The organism is Ignavibacteria bacterium (assembly GCA_017302895.1).
GTDB lineage: Bacteria > Bacteroidota > Ignavibacteria > Ignavibacteriales > Ignavibacteriaceae > UTCHB3.
Genome location: JAFLBV010000004.1, coordinates 34,602 through 51,905, shown reverse-complemented (window position 1 = coordinate 51,905; position 17,304 = coordinate 34,602). Strand labels below are relative to the sequence as shown.

At 41.2% G+C, this 17,304-nt stretch carries 19 protein-coding genes; 9 read left to right on the top strand and 10 right to left on the bottom strand.

Translation table 11 applies throughout. The annotated features are described in order from the left end of the window. Window positions 1-28: 28 nt before the first annotated feature. The 4 genes from J0L60_14510 to J0L60_14495 are packed head-to-tail and all read left to right on the top strand — an operon-like array spanning window position 29 to window position 2,404. Window positions 29-1,207, top strand: a complete 1,179-nt coding sequence (locus tag J0L60_14510) for a response regulator (GenBank protein MBN8547342.1) — start codon at window positions 29-31, stop codon at window positions 1,205-1,207. 7 nt (window positions 1,208-1,214) lie between these two features. After that, window positions 1,215-1,772, top strand: a complete 558-nt coding sequence (locus J0L60_14505; GenBank protein MBN8547341.1) for a SiaB family protein kinase — start codon at window positions 1,215-1,217, stop codon at window positions 1,770-1,772. Next, window positions 1,765-2,139: a DUF1987 domain-containing protein gene (locus J0L60_14500; protein MBN8547340.1), complete on the top strand. Its 375-nt coding sequence runs from the start codon at window positions 1,765-1,767 to the stop codon at window positions 2,137-2,139. The genes J0L60_14505 and J0L60_14500 overlap by 8 nt, the downstream gene beginning before the upstream one ends. A gap of 7 nt (window positions 2,140-2,146) precedes the next feature. Then, window positions 2,147-2,404 (top strand): hypothetical protein, encoded by a 258-nt coding sequence (locus J0L60_14495; protein ID MBN8547339.1) that lies wholly within the window; start codon window positions 2,147-2,149, stop codon window positions 2,402-2,404. 71 nt (window positions 2,405-2,475) lie between these two features. Here the strand turns inward: J0L60_14495 and J0L60_14490 are convergent, their stop codons facing one another. After that, complete coding sequence (locus J0L60_14490; GenBank protein ID MBN8547338.1) at window positions 2,476-2,886, bottom strand: Hsp20/alpha crystallin family protein; 411 nt, start codon at window positions 2,884-2,886, stop codon at window positions 2,476-2,478. A gap of 18 nt (window positions 2,887-2,904) precedes the next feature. Next, window positions 2,905-3,336 carry an Hsp20/alpha crystallin family protein gene (locus J0L60_14485; GenBank protein MBN8547337.1) on the bottom strand — a complete coding sequence of 144 codons (432 nt, stop codon included), beginning with the start codon at window positions 3,334-3,336 and terminating at the stop codon, window positions 2,905-2,907. Between the two features lie 294 nt (window positions 3,337-3,630). On the opposite strand from J0L60_14485, the gene J0L60_14480 reads away from it, so the two are divergent. Both J0L60_14480 and J0L60_14475 read left to right on the top strand, forming a co-directional pair. Then, the gene (locus J0L60_14480; GenBank protein MBN8547336.1) at window positions 3,631-5,808 is read left to right on the top strand and encodes an adenylate/guanylate cyclase domain-containing protein; all 2,178 of its coding nucleotides are present in this window, start codon (window positions 3,631-3,633) and stop codon (window positions 5,806-5,808) included. A gap of 73 nt (window positions 5,809-5,881) precedes the next feature. Then, window positions 5,882-7,726, top strand: a complete 1,845-nt coding sequence (locus J0L60_14475; GenBank protein ID MBN8547335.1) for a tetratricopeptide repeat protein — start codon at window positions 5,882-5,884, stop codon at window positions 7,724-7,726. Here J0L60_14475 and cas6 read toward each other — a convergent pair. The 3 genes from cas6 to J0L60_14460 all read right to left on the bottom strand — a co-directional run bounded on the left by cas6 (window position 7,708) and on the right by J0L60_14460 (window position 11,046). Then, the gene (cas6, locus tag J0L60_14470; protein MBN8547334.1) at window positions 7,708-8,520 is read right to left on the bottom strand and encodes a CRISPR-associated endoribonuclease Cas6; all 813 of its coding nucleotides are present in this window, start codon (window positions 8,518-8,520) and stop codon (window positions 7,708-7,710) included. The two genes, J0L60_14475 and cas6, sit on opposite strands and share 19 nt — an antisense overlap. A gap of 116 nt (window positions 8,521-8,636) precedes the next feature. Then, window positions 8,637-10,301, bottom strand: a complete 1,665-nt coding sequence (locus J0L60_14465; protein ID MBN8547333.1) for a hypothetical protein — start codon at window positions 10,299-10,301, stop codon at window positions 8,637-8,639. Window position 10,302: 1 nt separating this feature from the next. Then, window positions 10,303-11,046, bottom strand: coding sequence for a sulfite exporter TauE/SafE family protein (locus J0L60_14460; protein MBN8547332.1), 744 nt, complete (start codon window positions 11,044-11,046; stop codon window positions 10,303-10,305). A 121-nt stretch (window positions 11,047-11,167) separates the two neighbouring features. Here J0L60_14460 and J0L60_14455 point away from each other — a divergent pair, with 121 nt between their 5' ends. Beyond that, window positions 11,168-11,521, top strand: coding sequence for a hypothetical protein (locus J0L60_14455; protein MBN8547331.1), 354 nt, complete (start codon window positions 11,168-11,170; stop codon window positions 11,519-11,521). Between the two features lie 65 nt (window positions 11,522-11,586). Here J0L60_14455 and J0L60_14450 read toward each other — a convergent pair whose 3' ends face one another. Beyond that, complete coding sequence (locus J0L60_14450) at window positions 11,587-11,814, bottom strand: hypothetical protein (GenBank protein ID MBN8547330.1); 228 nt, start codon at window positions 11,812-11,814, stop codon at window positions 11,587-11,589. Window positions 11,815-11,964: 150 nt separating this feature from the next. On the opposite strand from J0L60_14450, the gene J0L60_14445 reads away from it, so the two are divergent. Together J0L60_14445 and J0L60_14440 are read left to right on the top strand one after the other, a co-directional pair. Then, entirely contained in the window at window positions 11,965-12,600 is a 636-nt protein-coding gene (locus J0L60_14445) for a LexA family transcriptional regulator (protein MBN8547329.1), read from the top strand. 44 nt (window positions 12,601-12,644) lie between these two features. Beyond that, window positions 12,645-13,538 carry a cation transporter gene (locus J0L60_14440; GenBank protein ID MBN8547328.1) on the top strand — a complete coding sequence of 298 codons (894 nt, stop codon included), beginning with the start codon at window positions 12,645-12,647 and terminating at the stop codon, window positions 13,536-13,538. A 61-nt stretch (window positions 13,539-13,599) separates the two neighbouring features. Here J0L60_14440 and J0L60_14435 read toward each other — a convergent pair whose 3' ends face one another. From J0L60_14435 to J0L60_14420, 4 genes are all read right to left on the bottom strand, one after another. Beyond that, window positions 13,600-14,898 (bottom strand): TRAP transporter large permease subunit, encoded by a 1,299-nt coding sequence (locus J0L60_14435; protein ID MBN8547327.1) that lies wholly within the window; start codon window positions 14,896-14,898, stop codon window positions 13,600-13,602. Then, the gene (locus J0L60_14430; GenBank protein MBN8547326.1) at window positions 14,898-15,407 is read right to left on the bottom strand and encodes a TRAP transporter small permease subunit; all 510 of its coding nucleotides are present in this window, start codon (window positions 15,405-15,407) and stop codon (window positions 14,898-14,900) included. The genes J0L60_14435 and J0L60_14430 overlap by 1 nt, the downstream gene beginning before the upstream one ends. Window positions 15,408-15,461: 54 nt before the next feature. Next, a complete protein-coding gene (locus J0L60_14425; GenBank protein ID MBN8547325.1) occupies window positions 15,462-16,715 on the bottom strand; it encodes a hypothetical protein in 1,254 nt (417 codons plus the stop codon). Between the two features lie 361 nt (window positions 16,716-17,076). Further along, window positions 17,077-17,304, bottom strand: coding sequence for a type II toxin-antitoxin system MqsA family antitoxin (locus J0L60_14420; GenBank protein ID MBN8547324.1), 228 nt, complete (start codon window positions 17,302-17,304; stop codon window positions 17,077-17,079).

Sequence of the window (17,304 nt, the reverse complement as noted above, 5' to 3'; positions counted from 1 at the left end):
ACACCATAACTAAATATAATCCCTTTATATGAATACAATTTACGATTACAAAATCCTGATCGTGGACGATGCCCCTGAAAACCTTGATGTTTTGGGCTCTGTTCTAAAGGATTTTAAGAAAAGTGCTGCAATCAACGGTGAACTCGCTCTGAAAATAGCAAACGGTAAGAACAAACCTGACCTTGTTTTGTTAGACATTATGATGCCGGGCATGGATGGATTTGAGGTTTGCAGGCAATTGAAAGCAAATCCTGAAACAAAAAACATTCCCGTAATTTTTATCACAGGTAAATCATCCGTTGAAGATGAAACACTCGGGCTTGAACTCGGGGCTGTCGATTTTATTCCCAAGCCGATCAGCCCGCCGATTGTTTTAGCTCGCGTAAAGAATCATCTGGAACTCTTGAAAGCCAGGGCTAACCTTGAGCGTCAAAATGAAGCTCTGTCGGAACGAAATAAATACATCACCGACAGCATCAATTATGCCAAGAGGATTCAAACGGCCATTCTACCGGACAATGTTAGATTCTCGAGCATGTTCCCTGAAAGTTTTCTCTTCTACAATCCCAAGGATATTGTCAGCGGAGATTTTTACTGGTTTGGGGAGGTCGGCAAAAATCAGATTTTAGCTGCGGTTGACTGCACGGGGCACGGAGTCCCGGGAGCATTTATGTCATTAATTGGGAATACCCTTCTTAACGAGATAGTTTACACTAAACATATTATTGAGCCCGGTGAAATTCTTCAGGCGCTTGACTACGGAATAATTACCGAGCTGAATAAAGAGTCGAACACTGAAACACTGGATGGTATGGATATTGCTCTCTGTGTTGTCAACACAGAAGCACAGACATTGAAGTACTCCGCTGCCAACAGACCTTTGTTTTATTTTAACCAAGACGGTTTTAATGAGATAAAGGGTGACAGAAAGTCAATCGGTGACAACCGGAAAGTTATTACATATACAACTCACACCTTAAGCCTCAGAGATATTAAGGCGTTTTATATCTTTACTGATGGCATTATTGATCAGAATGACAGTGAAAATACTAAATTCGGTACAAAAAGGTTCCGGGAATTATTAATTGAGTTGCAGGGCAGCAGTGCATCCAACCAGTTGGAGCGTCTTGAAAATGAATTTAACATGCATCGTGGAAATGAATCGCAGAGGGATGATATTACAGTAATCGGCATACTTAACAACTGAGGAAATAATGGATTTGCCTGAACTGGAAGTGATAGAGGAAACCGGTACTCCGGAATTCTCATATGATTACGAAGGTGTCTGCAACAACGAGTTTCTTGTGAAATTTACAGGATATCTGTCGGGTATGTATGAAAAAATAATGACTCCACAGGAGTTCAAGACAGTATTGTTTTGCTCCAATGAATTATTGCAAAACATTGGTTTTTATTCTGTCGTCCGGGATGCGGGTGAAAAGAGTCTTGCAGCCGGGATCGGGAAATTTTCACTTCACGGCAATGCTGAAAAAATAACTGTCTCCTCCGAAAATGCTGTGACCCGTGAGCAGGCAGATAAAATTTCGAAAAAACTTGAATCATACAATCGCTTAAACCCGGAAGAACTAAAAGTTCTCTATAAGCAAAAGCTTAAAGAGCAGTCTCCTGAGGACTCCAAAGGGGGAGGGATTGGTTTTATAGAGATTATAAGAAAAACGAAGAATCCTGTCGTCTGTTCCTTAAAAACAATTGACGGCTCACTGTTTTTAAATTTAACCATTACAGTATGGAGAAAAGCTCATCATGAATAATTTAACAATACCAAAGACTCAAAACACCTTTGGTGTCAATTTCGATTGTTCCACCGGCATACTTGAACTGGCAGGTTCGTCATATCCGGAGAATACCACAGAATTTTTTAAGCCTGTTATCGACTGGATACAGCATTATTTTCTCGAAGTTACCGGTGATTTGACCCTCAACATTAAGATAGATTATCTTAATTCGAGTTCGATAAAATACCTCTCCGATATGATTGACAAACTGGATAACTATCACAAAAGTGGCGGGAGTGTCGAATTGAACTGGTATCACAAAGCGGATGATGAAGATATCATGGAGATGGGTGAAGAGATAAAAGAAGATGTTACTTTTCCATTCAATATTATATCCTATTGAGGCAGGCATGAACACAGACAAAACAGAACTTGACGATACAGAAGAAATATTTGCTGAATTTTTTGCAGTTGTGGCAAACGCAAAGGAATTACCTAACAGAGGTCAGCAAGACCCAAGGTTACTCATGATCGAGTATATGAAATTGACTGAGTCGATGGAGAAGTTGCTTAAAACCTCAGTGAGAATTGCCAAAATGAGCGACAAATCACAAAAGAAACTTCTCAAGTATAAAGAGCTGGTGGATTCGTTACGCAGGCTTGATTGAGGCGTGTTTAAAACAGGAACCCCGGGAAGATTGACTTTCCGGGGTTCTGCAGTTCTGAAACACCGAGGTTTTTATTTTATTTCGATGGTTTTTGGTTTTATTCTCTCGTGTTTTGCGAGGCGGAGAACCAGTTGACCGTCCTGGTATGAAGCATCAACACTTTCTGTATCTATTGAGTCAGCTACCTTGAACTTGCGGTAGAAGTTGCCGGTGTTGATTTCCTTCAGCAATATTTTCTTGCCTTCCTGTTTGCTTCTGTCGATTCTTCCCATCAGAACAAGATTTCCGTTTTCAAGTTTGATGCGGACATCATCTTTCTTTACACCGGGCATCGAAGCATATACATAGAAAGCTTCATCATCTTCGAGGAGATTGACCTCGGGGAGTACCCAGTTTTCTTTATCGAATGCTTCTTTCCAGGTATCCTCTGTCAGGCTTACCATTGCCTCGTTGTTTTCTGTCTTTTTAATTTCGTTTGACATGACAATTCTCCTTTCTCTTTATTTTATTTCAATGCTTTTGTTAGTGTCAGGTTCTTTCTCTGCTTTTTTGAGAGAGATAGAAAGAATACCATCTTTGAAGGAAGCTTCAATGCTGTTTCTGTCGACTTCGAATGGCATTTTGAAACTGCGTTTGAACGATCCTGCAATTCTTTCGCTGATATAGTAGCGTGTATTTTCATCTGCAGTAAGGGTTTTCTCACCCTCGACAGTAATGGTATTCTCTACAACCGAAAGCTTAATATCCTCTTTTTTCAATCCGGGTAATTCAAGGTGAATGGTAACAACACCATCTTTCTCAATTATGTCTGCTCTGGGACTGAATACAGCCGGCATCGAAAAAGACGACTTGAATTCCCTTTCCAGTGAATCAGCAATCTCGTTGCTCATTCTTAACATTTCTTTTACCGGATTATAAACTAAAGTTCTCATTGTTTTTGCTCCTTTGTTTAATTTCTGAATGATTGTTGAACTCTTTGGCTATTATTATACAAATAGCGTGCCAAACTGAAAATCGATCGAATTTCACTGTTTTGAGTTTGGCAGACTAAATTGTTATGACAAAATGACAGACAAAATGACAATTACTGTATGAAAAAAATGACATACTGCGACAAAATGACAGACAAAATGACAAAACAAAAAAATATTTATGTAAAACTTGATAAATTCGCAATAATTACGCATGTTTGAGAAGTTACTTCAGCACATTTGAAAGGCGTCAAGTTGCGATTCAGAAGCAGATATTCGATAAAAACCATTTTAACTGCAGGATTGATTGTCATACTTCTTCAGATTATTACTCAACTGTTGTTTAATGTGAGCGGGAATTCCTATGATCATAAAGCAACCGATGTGATCTACTCGTTCGCTTATAAGAATGGTGCAACGCCTGCTGCGAGCAACAGGGTGGTATTTCTGACCATAAATGATCAGACATATGACTGGTTGAAATCCAATCAGCTTGACAGAAAATTTCTGGCGAAGGCGATTGATGATTTGTCAGCGTACTCACCCGAAGCTGTAATGTTCGATATTCTGTTTGCAAGACCTTCATCTCCGGTTGCCGATTCCATTTTTGCTGAATCACTAAGAAGTGCGGGTAATATCTGTCTTCCTGCGGGACTTTCTGTATCGTTCGAGAATAAAGGAGGTTTGGACAAAGAAGGAGTTTACTATAACCGGCTTGTGAAGGAGTTTTTGATTCATCCCAGGGAATCAGGGGAGGGGCAGCCGTTTATAGCAGGAAGAGGCCTTTATCAGGCGGATATTTTCGCAGGAGTAACCAGCACTTCCGGTCATATCACTGCAGTTTCGGAATCGGATGGGGTATACAGATTTTATCCCATGCTCATTAAAGTTGACAGCGGTTATATTCCCACTTCAACCCTGGCGATGTTTCTTAGAATGTATGATATAGCTCCTGACAGCATTTATGTGAAATGGGGGGAGAGCATTACCATTCCGGCATTAAAGGAGAGCAAACTTGAAAAGGATGTGGTTATTCCGATCGATGAACATGGTCAGACTTTTATTCCCTACCCGTTGAAGTGGCAGGATGATAAAAGAAAGATGGAGATAAAAAATTTCACCGATAGAGCAGAGAATCCCGAGTTGACGGATGAACTTACTGCATTTTTTGAAGGAAATGTCGTTTTTGTGGGAGATGTATCCACTGGAATTTCGGATACGGGACCCACAACTCTCGATATTGCTGCACCTCTGGTGGTGATACATGCGGCGATGATGAACGCACTTATGACTGACAGTTTTTTCAGTTCCTTTGGAATTTTTACATTCCTTCTTGTGATAACAAGTGTTACTGTTTTGATGACAGTGATGAGTACATTCAAAAACGGCATATTCCTCCACTTCTTTTTTATCGCAGTATTACTTCTTTCCCTGCCTTTTGCCTATTTGATGATAGTCGAGCGGATACTCTTCCCGGTTGTAACATTTCAGGCATTCACCGTGCTGGGTTATCTGACTTTGTTGCTGACAATTCAATACACATCTGCAAAAGAGCAGTCATTCATCAAATCGGCATTTTCCCGGTATCTTTCGCCAACTGTGGTTGACAGGTTGATCGAAAACAGGGAGAGTCTTGCCCTTGGCGGAGAGGAGAGGGAACTGACGGTGCTCTTCTCTGATATTGCAGGATTCACAACAATCTCCGAGACTATCAAACCACAGGAACTTGTAAAGCTACTCAACGAGTATTTTACAGAAATGACCTCGATTGTGACAACCAATGGAGGGATCATAGACAAGTATATTGGTGATGCGATAATGGCGGAATTTGGTGCTCCACTTGCATTTGAAGGGCACGCTCTGGCTGCTGTTACTTCCGCTCTGCAGATGCAAAAACGATGTGATGAACTGAACAGACTTTGGAAGGAGAAAGGACACCCTGAAATAAGGATGAGAATCGGGATTAACACAGGTGGTGTGATTCTCGGGAACATGGGTTCTCAGCAGGTTTTTGACTATACAGTCGTCGGGGATACAGTGAACCTTGCATCAAGACTGGAAGGTGCCGGAAAAGTTTACGGTTGCAATATTATGATCTCGGAGACGGTTTATGATCAGATTAAAAACTCGGGAATAAAAACCCGGGCTCTCGATTTCATAAAAGTGAAAGGGAAAAACAAAGCCGTGAAGGTTTTTGAAGTAATTTCAGATGAAGTTTACGAAAAAGAGAGAGTTTATTTCCTGAAATTTGAGGAGGCACTTGGGAACTACTTTGCGCAACGGTTTGAAAGTGCGGCTGCTTTGTTTACAGAGTGTATTGATTTGAAACCCGGTGATGCTGCATCAAAAGAGTTTCTAAAAAGAATAAAGTACTTTACTGAAAATGAAGTCCCTTCTGATTGGGACGGATCATTCCAAATGAAGGAAAAATAAGAGGTGCAACGGTTGACGCATAAATATTAAATTTAGGGTCAGTTTTTTTTATTTTTTGTAAATAATGGTACCAATGAGACGATCAATATTCCTGTTTTTTCTTCTTTTTACATTCTCAGTATATTCACAGACCTACAAAGAACTCGCAACCAAAGTGCAAAATTTCTTCTCTCAGGGGAATTATGGCATAGCCCTTGTGTTTGCTGAACAGGCAGCGGTGCAGGCTGAAAAGGAATTCGGGAACAGCGACACATCATACGCCAAGGCGTTGAACAATCTGGCAATGGTCTATCAAAAGAGGCTGCGTTACCTTGATGCGGAGCGGACATTTCAGAAAACCCTGAAAATAAAAGAAAAAGCTGTTGGGACTTCCAACTTTTCATATTCAACTACCCTGATTAATCTTGCAGATCTCTATAAAACCAGAAAAGATTATGTGAAGGCGTTCGAATATTATCAGCTTGCAGCAAACATTGACAAGGGAATCGTCGGGGAGAACAGTGAAATTTATGCATCGAATCTCGCAAATCTTGGCAGGATCAGCTACTACCTTGAGGATATCGGCAAGGCATTAAACTACCTCGGTGCAGCGCTCAAGATTAGAGAGAAAACCCTCGGGAAAGACAATGCGCAATATGCGGTGAATCAGGTTTATCTTGCCGATGTCTATCAACTTACGGGTGATTTTCATACCGCTGACTCACTTTACAAGCTGGGACTTTCGATTCTTACATACAAGATTGGTACAATCCATCCCCTTTTTCTCGGTGCTCTCAGACAGCTTGCCAACCTTTATATACAAAAGGGGGAACTCAGAATCGCAGATTCCCTTTTGTTTAATGCACTAAGCATTATTGAACCAAGATATACGAAAAAGAGTCTGGTTTTCTTCGATTTCCTCGGAGATTATGCAGCCCTCAAGTTGAAACAGGGTGATCTGATTAAGGCTGAGGAGCTCGGAATTGAAGTATATAACGGTCGCAAGGAGTTGCTCGACAGTTTGCATCCTGACATCAACAAATCAGCCCTCCATCTCGCTAAGGTGTTTTTTAAGCAGGATCGATTTGAAGAGGCATCGATAATGCTGGCTGAGATATTCGGCAGATGTCTGGACATCCGGCAGATACTTTACCCGGCACTTCCGATACCCGACATTCAGTTAGTTGAGAAAGATGCGGAGGAGGCGTTTGGTCTCTACAATTCAATCTTTATGAATAAAATGGCATCAAATGATGAAATCCGCCATTTGGCTTTTAATAATTACCTTATACTCTCAATGTTGAATCCGGGAAAGTACTGGTTTTCAAAAAAACAGCTTGATGGAAAGTATATTACCGAGGAGGAGAGCGACTATGTTTTTTGGCTTCGTCACGCTGAATACTACGGCAATCTAAAACTCCTGCCGAAAAAGGATCTTGCAGCGTGGAATGAAAACCTGGAAACGGTTTATAACGCTGTCACTTCGACTGCATCGCGACTCGCATCAGATTCAGTATTTGCAAAGTCTTATCTCAAATTTTCATTTGAATGGAAAGAATATCTAAAAACACTTGCTAAAGATGAAGTTACAATAGTTATTCTAAGAGGCGAGACAAACAGTGGTGAATATCCGGGTGAAAACAGCTACGGAGCGCTCATTCTGGATGGTGAAAAAGATGCAGACCCACGGTTTATCGAAATAAAAAACGGTAACAAACTTGAAGAGGAAGTGCTTGCAGACTATAAAAAAGCCGATTCTGACAAGCGTGGTACCAAATTCTACAAGGAGCTTTGGGGTGACATTTCAGCAGTCCTGACAAATAAAAAGAAGCTCCACATCAAACTGTCCGGTATATACAAACAGGTGGCTATTGAGCTTCTTTTTGATCAGGCACAAGGGAAGACCCTTGGCGAGTTGTATCAGATAGAATCGGAGTAGGAAGTCTCGTAGAGGTGTTCTGCCATACCCATCCCGAGGTATGTTTTTTCACCAAACCCTGCAATGAATCCGGTCTTAATTAGATTCGGATCACCAATAATGGTGCAAGGTGAGAGGATACCGATCAAATCCATCGGTTTTGCCTTGGGATTCTCAACAGAAATCTTTTTGGTTATCCGCTCATGCTTGCTGGCGTATTCCTGATCCCAAAAAATGTGGAGAGGTCCTGCCTGATAACCGTAGTTTTTCGAGATAGCCTTGTATTTGTCGATAAGATTATCCCTGAGCAGGGCATCAAGTTCGTGCTTGTCCTCAGGTCTCAGGAAATAAATTCTTTCCTTCTGATTAATAAATCTGAATGTTGATTGAACCAGGGGGGAAAGAAAAATGAACCTCATCTCGGAAGAGAAGGAGGATTCAGGAATAAAATCGAGTTTTGCTCCCCTCACTTCCACATCCTCACCCGCGATTTTGATTTTCAAATCGTGTTTAACCGACTGGTCGAGCTGGTCGAAATCGAGGAATTCGTGAAGAATCGGGAATGAGACATGAATGAAGGCTTTTGGCGAAAGCAACTGTATCATCGGACCCGACATCTTCATTTTCTCGAACCGTAGAGAGAAAGTAAATAGATCAAATTTCTTTGGATCGATTTTGTAGTCGTTATCCTTCAAAAATTCGGCAAATTTGGGCGTACCTATCCTCAGCAACCGCCTGATGGCCGTTGAGATTCCGTAATTATAATTTACAGACAATTTTTTGGGCTCAAAATGAACCGATATTCTTATTCGCATAGATCCCGTAGTACGATTGAATATAAAAATGATTAAAATGCGGTTTAACGCAAAATTACAAAAGTAATGCTTAAAGATACTAAAAAATCGATAAAAAGCAGACCGTTTGTGCGGTTTTAATACTCAATAGTGAATTTAAAGTTTATCCATGTCACTTCCGTGGTATTACCTGTAGAAACCTGTTTAGCAGAATTATGCTTGAGTGAGAGATAAAATGTAAGATCACGAAAAGCCTCCCATGAGACACCCACCTCAAAGTTGTTATAGTTGTACACATCGCCGGTCAGGAATTTAATATGATCGGAGTCGAATTCCGGTCTGTGAGGTTCAAAAAGATTCCCACCTGCATTATAAGCCAGATTGCCGTTTTCATCATAAATATTCCAGCCTTTACGGGTGTAACTGTAAGAGGCAAAGATATTTGTAATGAAGTTGAGAGCATAATCGGCTTTGAAGAGAATTTGATCCGCATTCGGTCCGATTGGATGCCCGAGAGGGGAATCCCAAGAGGTGTAGGTGTTTTTTGGATTCGCATGTGTATAAACATAAGGTCTGATTCGAGTGTACTCAGCTATAAGAACAAGATCGGGTACGGGAGTATACCAGTAGGCACCGAGTTGATAAGCAGTTTTGTTTGAAAACCTTTCAAGATCTGCGAGTTGCATCAGGATGTTCTCATCGAGGAAGAAAGATGCCTGCAGTTCAAGATTTGGGATAAAATCGGATTGGAAATCGAAGAAAAGTGTTCCGTTATCTCTGTCCTGCAATGACATCTCGGCAAATTTGTAAAAGATCAACGGATTCAGGTAGGTAAGATCGACACCTCTGCCTGAATAAACTATCGCCTCACCGATTGAAAGATCGAAGAGATTGGGGAGGTGGAGTTGAAATTTATTCGCGGCAATATACTTTGTATAGTTGTCGTCCCGTATTCTCTGGAATCTGCCTACGGTGGAAGCCTGATATGAAGTGTATCTTATGGGACCGTATTTAAACTGGAATTTGAAGAAATCCAGATTGGCGTGATCGCCGGAGAGTACAAGATTACTCCCGTATCCAAATGCGAATTTTGTTTTTTCCCTTCCTATTTGAGCAAGCATTTCCATCCCTTTTACAGGGCTGGTGCTCCATTTCAAGTAGCCGTCTGTATAATCATAACTTGGGGCATACTCTATATCTTCGACAAATTTGAAATTGTAGGCGAGTCTGGGATCCACATCGAGTGCGAATTCCCTGTTACCTGTTGCGAGTCCCTTAACCACATAAAGCATGTAGCCGAAATTTTTAGCGACAGTTCCCTGGACACGAAAACCCATGTCGTATATGGCAGCGTTATTCACATTGGGTTTCAGACGGTGTCCGTACTGCAATGATCCGATTCCTTCTGCATAAGCCGTAACAAAACTGTCGGCGTAGGCGTAAAAATATTTGATTTTTTGCGACACGATGTCTTCAATATTTTGACCGAAGCTTTCACCCCCGAGGAGATTAGTTACATTTTCCCCCTTTGTAATGCCGGAAACATTCTCGAGGTAACGCTGGAGTTTCTTTCTCTCAGTGCGGGTAAGTTTTTCCTCTTGCCTTTTTATTTCTTCAAGATAGCCGGTAACCTCTGCATACGACATGTTTGGAACATCGTCATGTATACTTTCGATGATTCCCTTCACTTTCATTTTCTTCAAAAAGGCATAGATACCGTCATCGATGTGGAGATTTTCAATTTGTGAAAATAGTGGTACGGTGAATAATAAAAAGACAATAAATAAAACTGTTTTTTTCATATTATATTACATCCAACAAGTCTAAGGCAATGAGAAAACTGGAAATTAAAAGGACAATTTTGACAACTTTTTCACCAAGTTTGAGTACCGTTTTTGCTGAGAACCATGCTCCGAAAATGGAACCGATACCCAGAATGAAGCCTGCAATCCAGTCGATCTGTCCGTGATAAACAAAGATAAAAAATGCGGGTATTGTAAAAATAAAAGCTATAAAAACCTTATGAACATTTACTTTCACGAGGTCTATCTTGAGAAAACTCCTTAGAATAAACATTATAAAGATTCCCGTGCCTGCCTGAATAAAACCTCCGTAAAAACCAATTGCGAAAAGGAGGGGGTAAAGCAGGGCTTTTGTTTTTACGGGATTTGCGCCTTCACCGGTTTTTACAGGGATAAACATCAACAACGAAAGAACAATGGTGACAATACCGAGTATTTTTACAAAAACATCCCCCTCAATTCTTACTGCAGCCAATGCACCTATTACTGCTCCCGGTATTGTAAAAATTGCGAGTCTGAATGATTCCTTGAAGTAACTCATCTTCTCATTGGAAAATGCAACCACTGCTGTCAGATTCTGCATAAGGATGAAGATGCGGTTTGTGCCGTTTGCAAGATTCGGATCAAGTCCTATGTAAATCAATGCGGGTAGAGTAAGAATCGAACCCCCTCCTGCCATAATGTTCAAAATCCCGGTAAAAAATCCGGTTACAAGAAGAAGAGAATATTTGAGAAGGTCGTCCAAGTGCTGTTCATAAAGATTGAGAAGTAAAGACCAAAATTAAATAAATATTTCAGAACTTTAAACATTTCCGGAACTTGTAATAAATAATAACAGTTTGTAATAATAAATCCCGGAGGTTAAAATGAGATTGTTCGTATATGCATCGTTTGTTGCAGCTTTTATGTTTGGATTTTCCTGGAGTGGACACACGACACTTGCAGGTAATAATGGTGATCCAAAAAAAGAGTTGAAGAAGCAGGAATGTCCTTACCTTAACGGTGAAAAAGCTGCTGTTTGTCCCTATACCGGAAAAAAGGGGACACAGACAGGAGAGAAGAAGGATTCGGGGAAATCCGAGTGCCCTTACACAGGAATGAAAGGTGATTGTCCTTATTCCGGAGGAAAATCGGAGTGTCCTGTAACGGGTGAAAAAGGAAAGACTTCTTCAGAGAAGGAATCCCGTCCGGTGAAGAAGATCGAAGTGAAAAAAGTTTAGTTTCAAACTAATTAATTGGTCGCATTGAGGCTGCCTTGAGAAAGGCAGCCTCTTTTATTTTTGCCTCAATTTACAAACCTGTATTTCTCCTTTTTTCTGTAGTAGATACCGTGGATAGACTCCGGGGAGAGCGCAAATTCATCCGCCAGAATCTCTTTTATTATGCTTGTCTTAAGCCCCTGATTTTTAAGCTCATCGAACTTTCGTTTTATCAGGAAATTTCTGTACCCCGACTCGTCGATCAGCCCGTGGTTCCTCAGTTCCTCAAAATTCATTTCAGGTAATGCTTCCATTTTATCCTCTCTTTCATCAATTTGTTTTTTGATATATTAAGAAAATGTTGTACATTTAAGATGTTAATCTTACAAAAAATAAAATTATTAACTTATGGTAGCACCAAACTAAGATAAAGAGCTTATACAAGTCAAGTTTAAATTGAAAAAATGAGAGAAAAATCTTTAATAGCATCAAGATTAAGAGAATTCGCTTACTCCAAAACCGACCGTTTAACGGAGTTTGCGAAGTCACTTGATATGTTGCCCCAAACGCTTAATTCCTATCTCTCGGGGAAGATCACCCCGGGATCAGAGCTGTTGATAAAGCTTTCTGAGATGGGGTGTGACATCGAGTGGCTGCTTACCGGCAGAACCGGCAGTGATGCAAGAGCCCGACATAACACGGGTGACAGAAAAGAGCGGGTGTATCCGGTAATGGGGACTGTACCGGCGGGAAAAGCCGAAATTCAGGACTGGAGCGATCTGAACGAATTCCGTGATCTTGAGTATGATCCCGACACTCACTTCTACCTGAAAGTTGATGAAGAGTTTGGTTACAGCATGATGCCTCTGGTAAATCCGGGAGATTATGTTCTGGTGAGCATGTACGGAAAAGTAAAGCCGGGTGATCTGGTGGTTGCCCTGTATGATAAAACAAAGGGGGCATTAAAAATATACAATGAGAATGAAAATCTGCCCGGGATTGCCATGTTGAGTTCTTATAATCAGTCAATTCAACCCATGGTTTTCAAGAGAGATGAAATTAAAATTTATAAAGTTGTACTGATAGAAAAGAAGGGTTGATCATCAAACCGAAAAGTTATGCAGAACGCTCTTCCGATAAAGGAATGAAAACAACCTTCATCGGGATACTTGTTTCTTTTGTACTGGTAATAACCAAAGGCACCGCCGGAATTCTGGGAAACTCCTATGCACTCGTTGCTGATGCAATAGAATCATTATCAGATATTTTTACATCCACAATAGTTCTTGCCGGACTAAAATATGCATCCCGTCCCAAAGATGAAGACCATCCATATGGTCACGGAAAGGCAGAGCCGCTTGCGGGAATGTTTGTTTCATTGATGCTTGTTGCGGCCGCGGTTGTCATCATCGTGCAAAGTCTCCATGAAATCATTACCCCTCATCATGCCCCTGAATCGTATACACTTCTTGTGTTAATTGGGGTAATATTTGTGAAAGAAGTACTATTTAGGAAAATTATTGTCGTTGGCGAGGGACTTGGCAGCACTGCAGTGAAAAATGATGCATGGCACCACAGAAGTGACGCAATAACTTCAGCAGCAGCATTCATCGGAATAGCCATTGCGCTTATTGGCGGAGAGGGTTATGAGGAGGCGGATGATTATGCAGCTCTTTTCGCTTCATTTATCATCATTTATAATGCCATCTCGCTTTTCATGCCGGCTCTCAAGGAGATACTGGATACAGCACCTCCGGTGGAATTCAAAGAAAAAATAAAAGCTTGCGCCATGGAAGTGGAGGGGGTTGAGGATATCGAAAAGTGCCATATTAGAAAGATGGGTTTCGAATATTACATCGACATGCATGTTATAGTGAACGGTAATTTGTCAGTACACGAAGGACACAAGATCGCACATCAAGTTAAAGACCGGATTAAGGAAGTGTTCCCGAGCGTTTCAGATGTGCTGTGCCACATCGAACCTTTCGATCCCGACTCCTATGTCTCCAAGAACAAGGATGGGAACCTGTTTTTGTAATTCAATAATGCAATAATCCAATAATCCAACAATATTGAATAGTGGATGAGTTAAAAACACTTTAAATTAATCGTATGATCTCGGGGAAAGCCGCGACGAGAGCGAGGGCTACCAACTGAATAATGATATAGGGAATTACACCTTTGTAAATATCAAGGGTTCTTACCTCCTTCGGTGCAACACCTTTCAGATAGAAAAGTGAGAAGCCAAACGGAGGAGTGAGAAACGAAGTTTGAAGATTCAGAGCAATCAGAATAGAAATCCAAAGCATATCCATTCCAAAATGTCTGAAAATTGGATCTACTATCGGGACGACAATAAAAATGATCTCGATGAAATCAATCAGGAACCCCGCCAAAAAGATAATCAGCATCACCAAAAGCAGGAAAATCTGAGGTGAAATCTCTGAAGCCATTATCATCTCGGTAAGCACCACATCCCCTTCCAGTTCCCTGAAAACAAGACTGAATGCAGTTGCCCCCACAAGAATTATTAGTGCCATCGTTGTTATGGTCACAGTTTTTTTTGCGACATAAAGAACATTGTCTTTGTTCAGTTTTTTCCGAAGAGCTGCCAAAACGGTTGCACCGATCGCGCCCACACCCGCCGCTTCCGTGGGAGATGCAATTCCAAAAAATATTGAACCGAGAACGAGAAGAATCAGGATACCCGGGAGAAAGATGGCTGAGAGGAATTTTTTAATTCTTCCTTGTCTGAAATCGGCTAGTTCCTCATCTGACATTGGGGGAAAAGCAGATGGTTTGAAAAAATTGAGTGACAGTATCCATAAAAAATACAAACCTGTAAGCAGGAGTCCCGGGATTACCGCAGCCATGAAGAGATTACCGACAGGTACATTGGTTACACTTCCCAAAAGAATTAGGATGATACTCGGCGGGATGATCTGCCCGAGAGTACCCGAGGCCGCAATTATTCCTGCAGAATCGGGAATTGAGCAATTCCTTTTTATCATTACAGGGAGGGAGAGTATTCCCATCGTCACAACCGTTGCCCCGACAATGCCGGTAGAGGCACCAAGTAGAGCACCAACCAGCAGAACACCTATAGCCAGACCACCCCGCAGTTTCCCAAAAACCAATGCCATCGTTTCGAGCAATTCCTCGGCAATTCCCGATCTCTCAAACATTACCCCCATAAAAATGAAGAGAGGGACTGCCAAAAGGACAAAATTTGACATTATTCCGTAAACTCTGAGGGGAAGAATCGACAGGAATTCCGGTCCGAGCATTAAGGTACCGAACAAAACAGAGACACCTCCGAGTGTGAACGCTACAGGAAACCCCATCAATAGAGAAATAATGATAACTGCAAAAAATATAAACGGTACGAGCTCTTCCATCATTTATCCCCGGAGTTTTGTTTGTATTCAATTAGCGATGCATGCAAAAATGAGATACCCTGCATCAGGAGAAGGATAAATCCAATCGGAATGAAAAGTTTTAGAATGTAACGGGCAGGAAGTCCACCCGGATCGGAAGAAGCTTCATTGATTTCGAATGAGACGAGGAAAAAGTCGATTGAGAACCAGATTACAAAAAGACAAAACGGAATGAGAAGGAATATGACGCCCAGAATGTTAACGAGAGCCTGTTTCTTGGGAGAAAACCGGGAGTAAAGGACATCGATTTTAACATGTTCATCGTGTTTCAATGTGTAGCCGGCAGCGAGGATAAATATAAGGGCAAAGATATGCCACTCGAGTTCCTGTGCGGCTACACTTCCTGAATTGAACAGATATCTTGCGATCACATCGATAGAAACAAGCAGAACAAGCAAAACGGAGAGTAATGCAGAGATTCCCCCTGCAGCCTCCTGAATTTTGTCATTAAACCGTAAAAATTTTTCCATCAAGATTCCTGAATTGAAAAGGCGTAATTTAAGGAAAAATGAGTTTACAAAAATCTATTTGGCTTCCCAACTGCATACATACTGGAGCATATTTCCAACTTTCATAAAAATGCGGACAGGGAATCCCGTAACTTTTACCTTGCCGGCAAAGTTACCCGAAGAATTTTTTGTCAACATTGTCAGTTGTTCACCGCATTCTACCCCGGCTTCATCACCCGGGACAAAAAACTCAAAATTGACCATTCCGTCAGCTCCAGCCAGGAACGGACTTGTAAGCGGTGAAACCAGACGGCAGCCATTTTCGACAAATTTTTTGAATAAAAGGGGAAACTCACCGGTTTTACCCGTGGATGCATTAAAAGCAAATTCCGCGACACCAAAATAGTTGCCTTTTTCACCTTTATGTTTTGCGAAAAGGGTCAGTTTGTACTTGCCGGGTTTTGGGAAAATCATGTGAATCGTCCCTTTATCAGCAGCTCTTTGCGCAAGGGTTGAATGATCGATGCTGTTACCTTCGGAGTCATACAACGATGCCATAAAAAGGGCGTCTTCGGCTGCAATAAAATCAAGTTTGAAACTGTCTCCGCAATCGTACCGTCTTGCCGGCTTGGTGACAAGATCGAATCCCAGAGCGAAGAATCTCTCTGTGAGATATGGCATGTCAATAAACTGTTCAAACGAAACCGGTTTTGAGAGGAGTTGCCATTCAGGGGATTCGGGGAAGTGTGTGTGGATGAATTTTTCAGGAGACAAAAGGTAGTAACCAAGTGTATAATGGGGAACAAAGTTGATGCCATCTATGAAACCGGAGTTCCAGGTTACATCGATAAGCTGCCATTTCCCGTTTAGCTTCACAGCAGTCCAGGCATGATTATTTTCGAATTTCTCACCTTCCGCAAAGAGATTAAATCCGTAACCTCTGGCATAGCCGGGAATTTTTTTATTTTCAATTCCCGCAGTGGTGAGCAGTAATTCGAAAACATTACAGTATCCCTCACAGACCGATTTCCCCGTTTTAATGACATCGTATGTATCATAGACAATCTTGCCATTACCGAAATATCCTTCCACATCATATCTGATGTTCAAAGCTGTCCAGTCGTGGAGGACTCGTATTTTTTCTTCATCGGAGGTGATGCCCGAGGTGACATGTTTTACAAATTCAGGGATGATTTGTTTCGGGTCTGTTTTCATTTTTGCTGCAAGGTCTGACGGGATGTCTATCGCTTTTGGGTGGGGTGTTTGTGCCGACAGGGAACCGCACAGCAGAAATAAAATAACAATTGTAAAAAAGAGATGCTGCAACATTTCTGGAGCCTTAATTTTTCGTAAATGTTATTCGTAACATACGAATTTAGGGGTTCAATTGATTAAATTTGAAAAAGAATTTTTGAATTTTTACGGGTTAATCACTTTTGATCGACCTCTGCAACGGAAGGAATAAAATTTAATATGGAATTGATTTTAATAATTGCCGCCGTGTTCATTGGACTTTTTGTCTTGAAGAGTCTGGCGGGAATGGTAAAGCTGGTGGTAAAAATTGCAATATATGCGCTGATAGGCCTGGCAGTTTATCGGTTACTGGTACATTTAGGAGTAAATTTTTAGCTATTAGCTATAAGGTACGAACTATGAGCTTAATTCCAAAAAGATCATAGTTCACTGAAGGCTAAGCCGCCCGATAGTCTCTGATGTCAACGATGACACCTTTCTTGCAGGTTTCATTTGATAACTCAAGAAGCGACCGGGCGATTGAGCTGTCAACATACTCTTCACCACAGTTTTGGCAAATATCAGCCGGAACACTGCGATAAACAGCAATAAATTCACCTTTGGCCAAAGTTACCACAACTTTACCTTTAGCAGTCTCACCATTTTTACAAACAGGGCATTTCAT

What these genes read in the sequence shown, in the direction of transcription:
- J0L60_14490 (MBN8547338.1), bottom strand. Translation starts at nt 2,886, where the DNA reads ATGTCAAACGAAATTAAAAAGACAGAAAACAACGAGGCAATGGTAAGC.
- J0L60_14505 (MBN8547341.1), top strand. Translation starts at nt 1,215, where the DNA reads ATGGATTTGCCTGAACTGGAAGTGATAGAGGAAACCGGTACTCCGGAA.
- J0L60_14435 (MBN8547327.1), bottom strand. Translation starts at nt 14,898, where the DNA reads ATGGAAGAGCTCGTACCGTTTATATTTTTTGCAGTTATCATTATTTCT.
- J0L60_14430 (MBN8547326.1), bottom strand. Translation starts at nt 15,407, where the DNA reads ATGGAAAAATTTTTACGGTTTAATGACAAAATTCAGGAGGCTGCAGGG.
- cas6 (MBN8547334.1), bottom strand. Translation starts at nt 8,520, where the DNA reads ATGCGAATAAGAATATCGGTTCATTTTGAGCCCAAAAAATTGTCTGTA.
- J0L60_14450 (MBN8547330.1), bottom strand. Translation starts at nt 11,814, where the DNA reads ATGGAAGCATTACCTGAAATGAATTTTGAGGAACTGAGGAACCACGGG.
- J0L60_14500 (MBN8547340.1), top strand. Translation starts at nt 1,765, where the DNA reads ATGAATAATTTAACAATACCAAAGACTCAAAACACCTTTGGTGTCAAT.
- J0L60_14495 (MBN8547339.1), top strand. Translation starts at nt 2,147, where the DNA reads ATGAACACAGACAAAACAGAACTTGACGATACAGAAGAAATATTTGCT.
- J0L60_14465 (MBN8547333.1), bottom strand. Translation starts at nt 10,301, where the DNA reads ATGAAAAAAACAGTTTTATTTATTGTCTTTTTATTATTCACCGTACCA.
- J0L60_14475 (MBN8547335.1), top strand. Translation starts at nt 5,882, where the DNA reads ATGAGACGATCAATATTCCTGTTTTTTCTTCTTTTTACATTCTCAGTA.
- J0L60_14420 (MBN8547324.1), bottom strand. Translation starts at nt 17,304, where the DNA reads ATGAAATGCCCTGTTTGTAAAAATGGTGAGACTGCTAAAGGTAAAGTT.
- J0L60_14445 (MBN8547329.1), top strand. Translation starts at nt 11,965, where the DNA reads ATGAGAGAAAAATCTTTAATAGCATCAAGATTAAGAGAATTCGCTTAC.
- J0L60_14510 (MBN8547342.1), top strand. Translation starts at nt 29, where the DNA reads ATGAATACAATTTACGATTACAAAATCCTGATCGTGGACGATGCCCCT.
- J0L60_14440 (MBN8547328.1), top strand. Translation starts at nt 12,645, where the DNA reads ATGAAAACAACCTTCATCGGGATACTTGTTTCTTTTGTACTGGTAATA.
- J0L60_14425 (MBN8547325.1), bottom strand. Translation starts at nt 16,715, where the DNA reads ATGTTGCAGCATCTCTTTTTTACAATTGTTATTTTATTTCTGCTGTGC.
- J0L60_14455 (MBN8547331.1), top strand. Translation starts at nt 11,168, where the DNA reads ATGAGATTGTTCGTATATGCATCGTTTGTTGCAGCTTTTATGTTTGGA.
- J0L60_14485 (MBN8547337.1), bottom strand. Translation starts at nt 3,336, where the DNA reads ATGAGAACTTTAGTTTATAATCCGGTAAAAGAAATGTTAAGAATGAGC.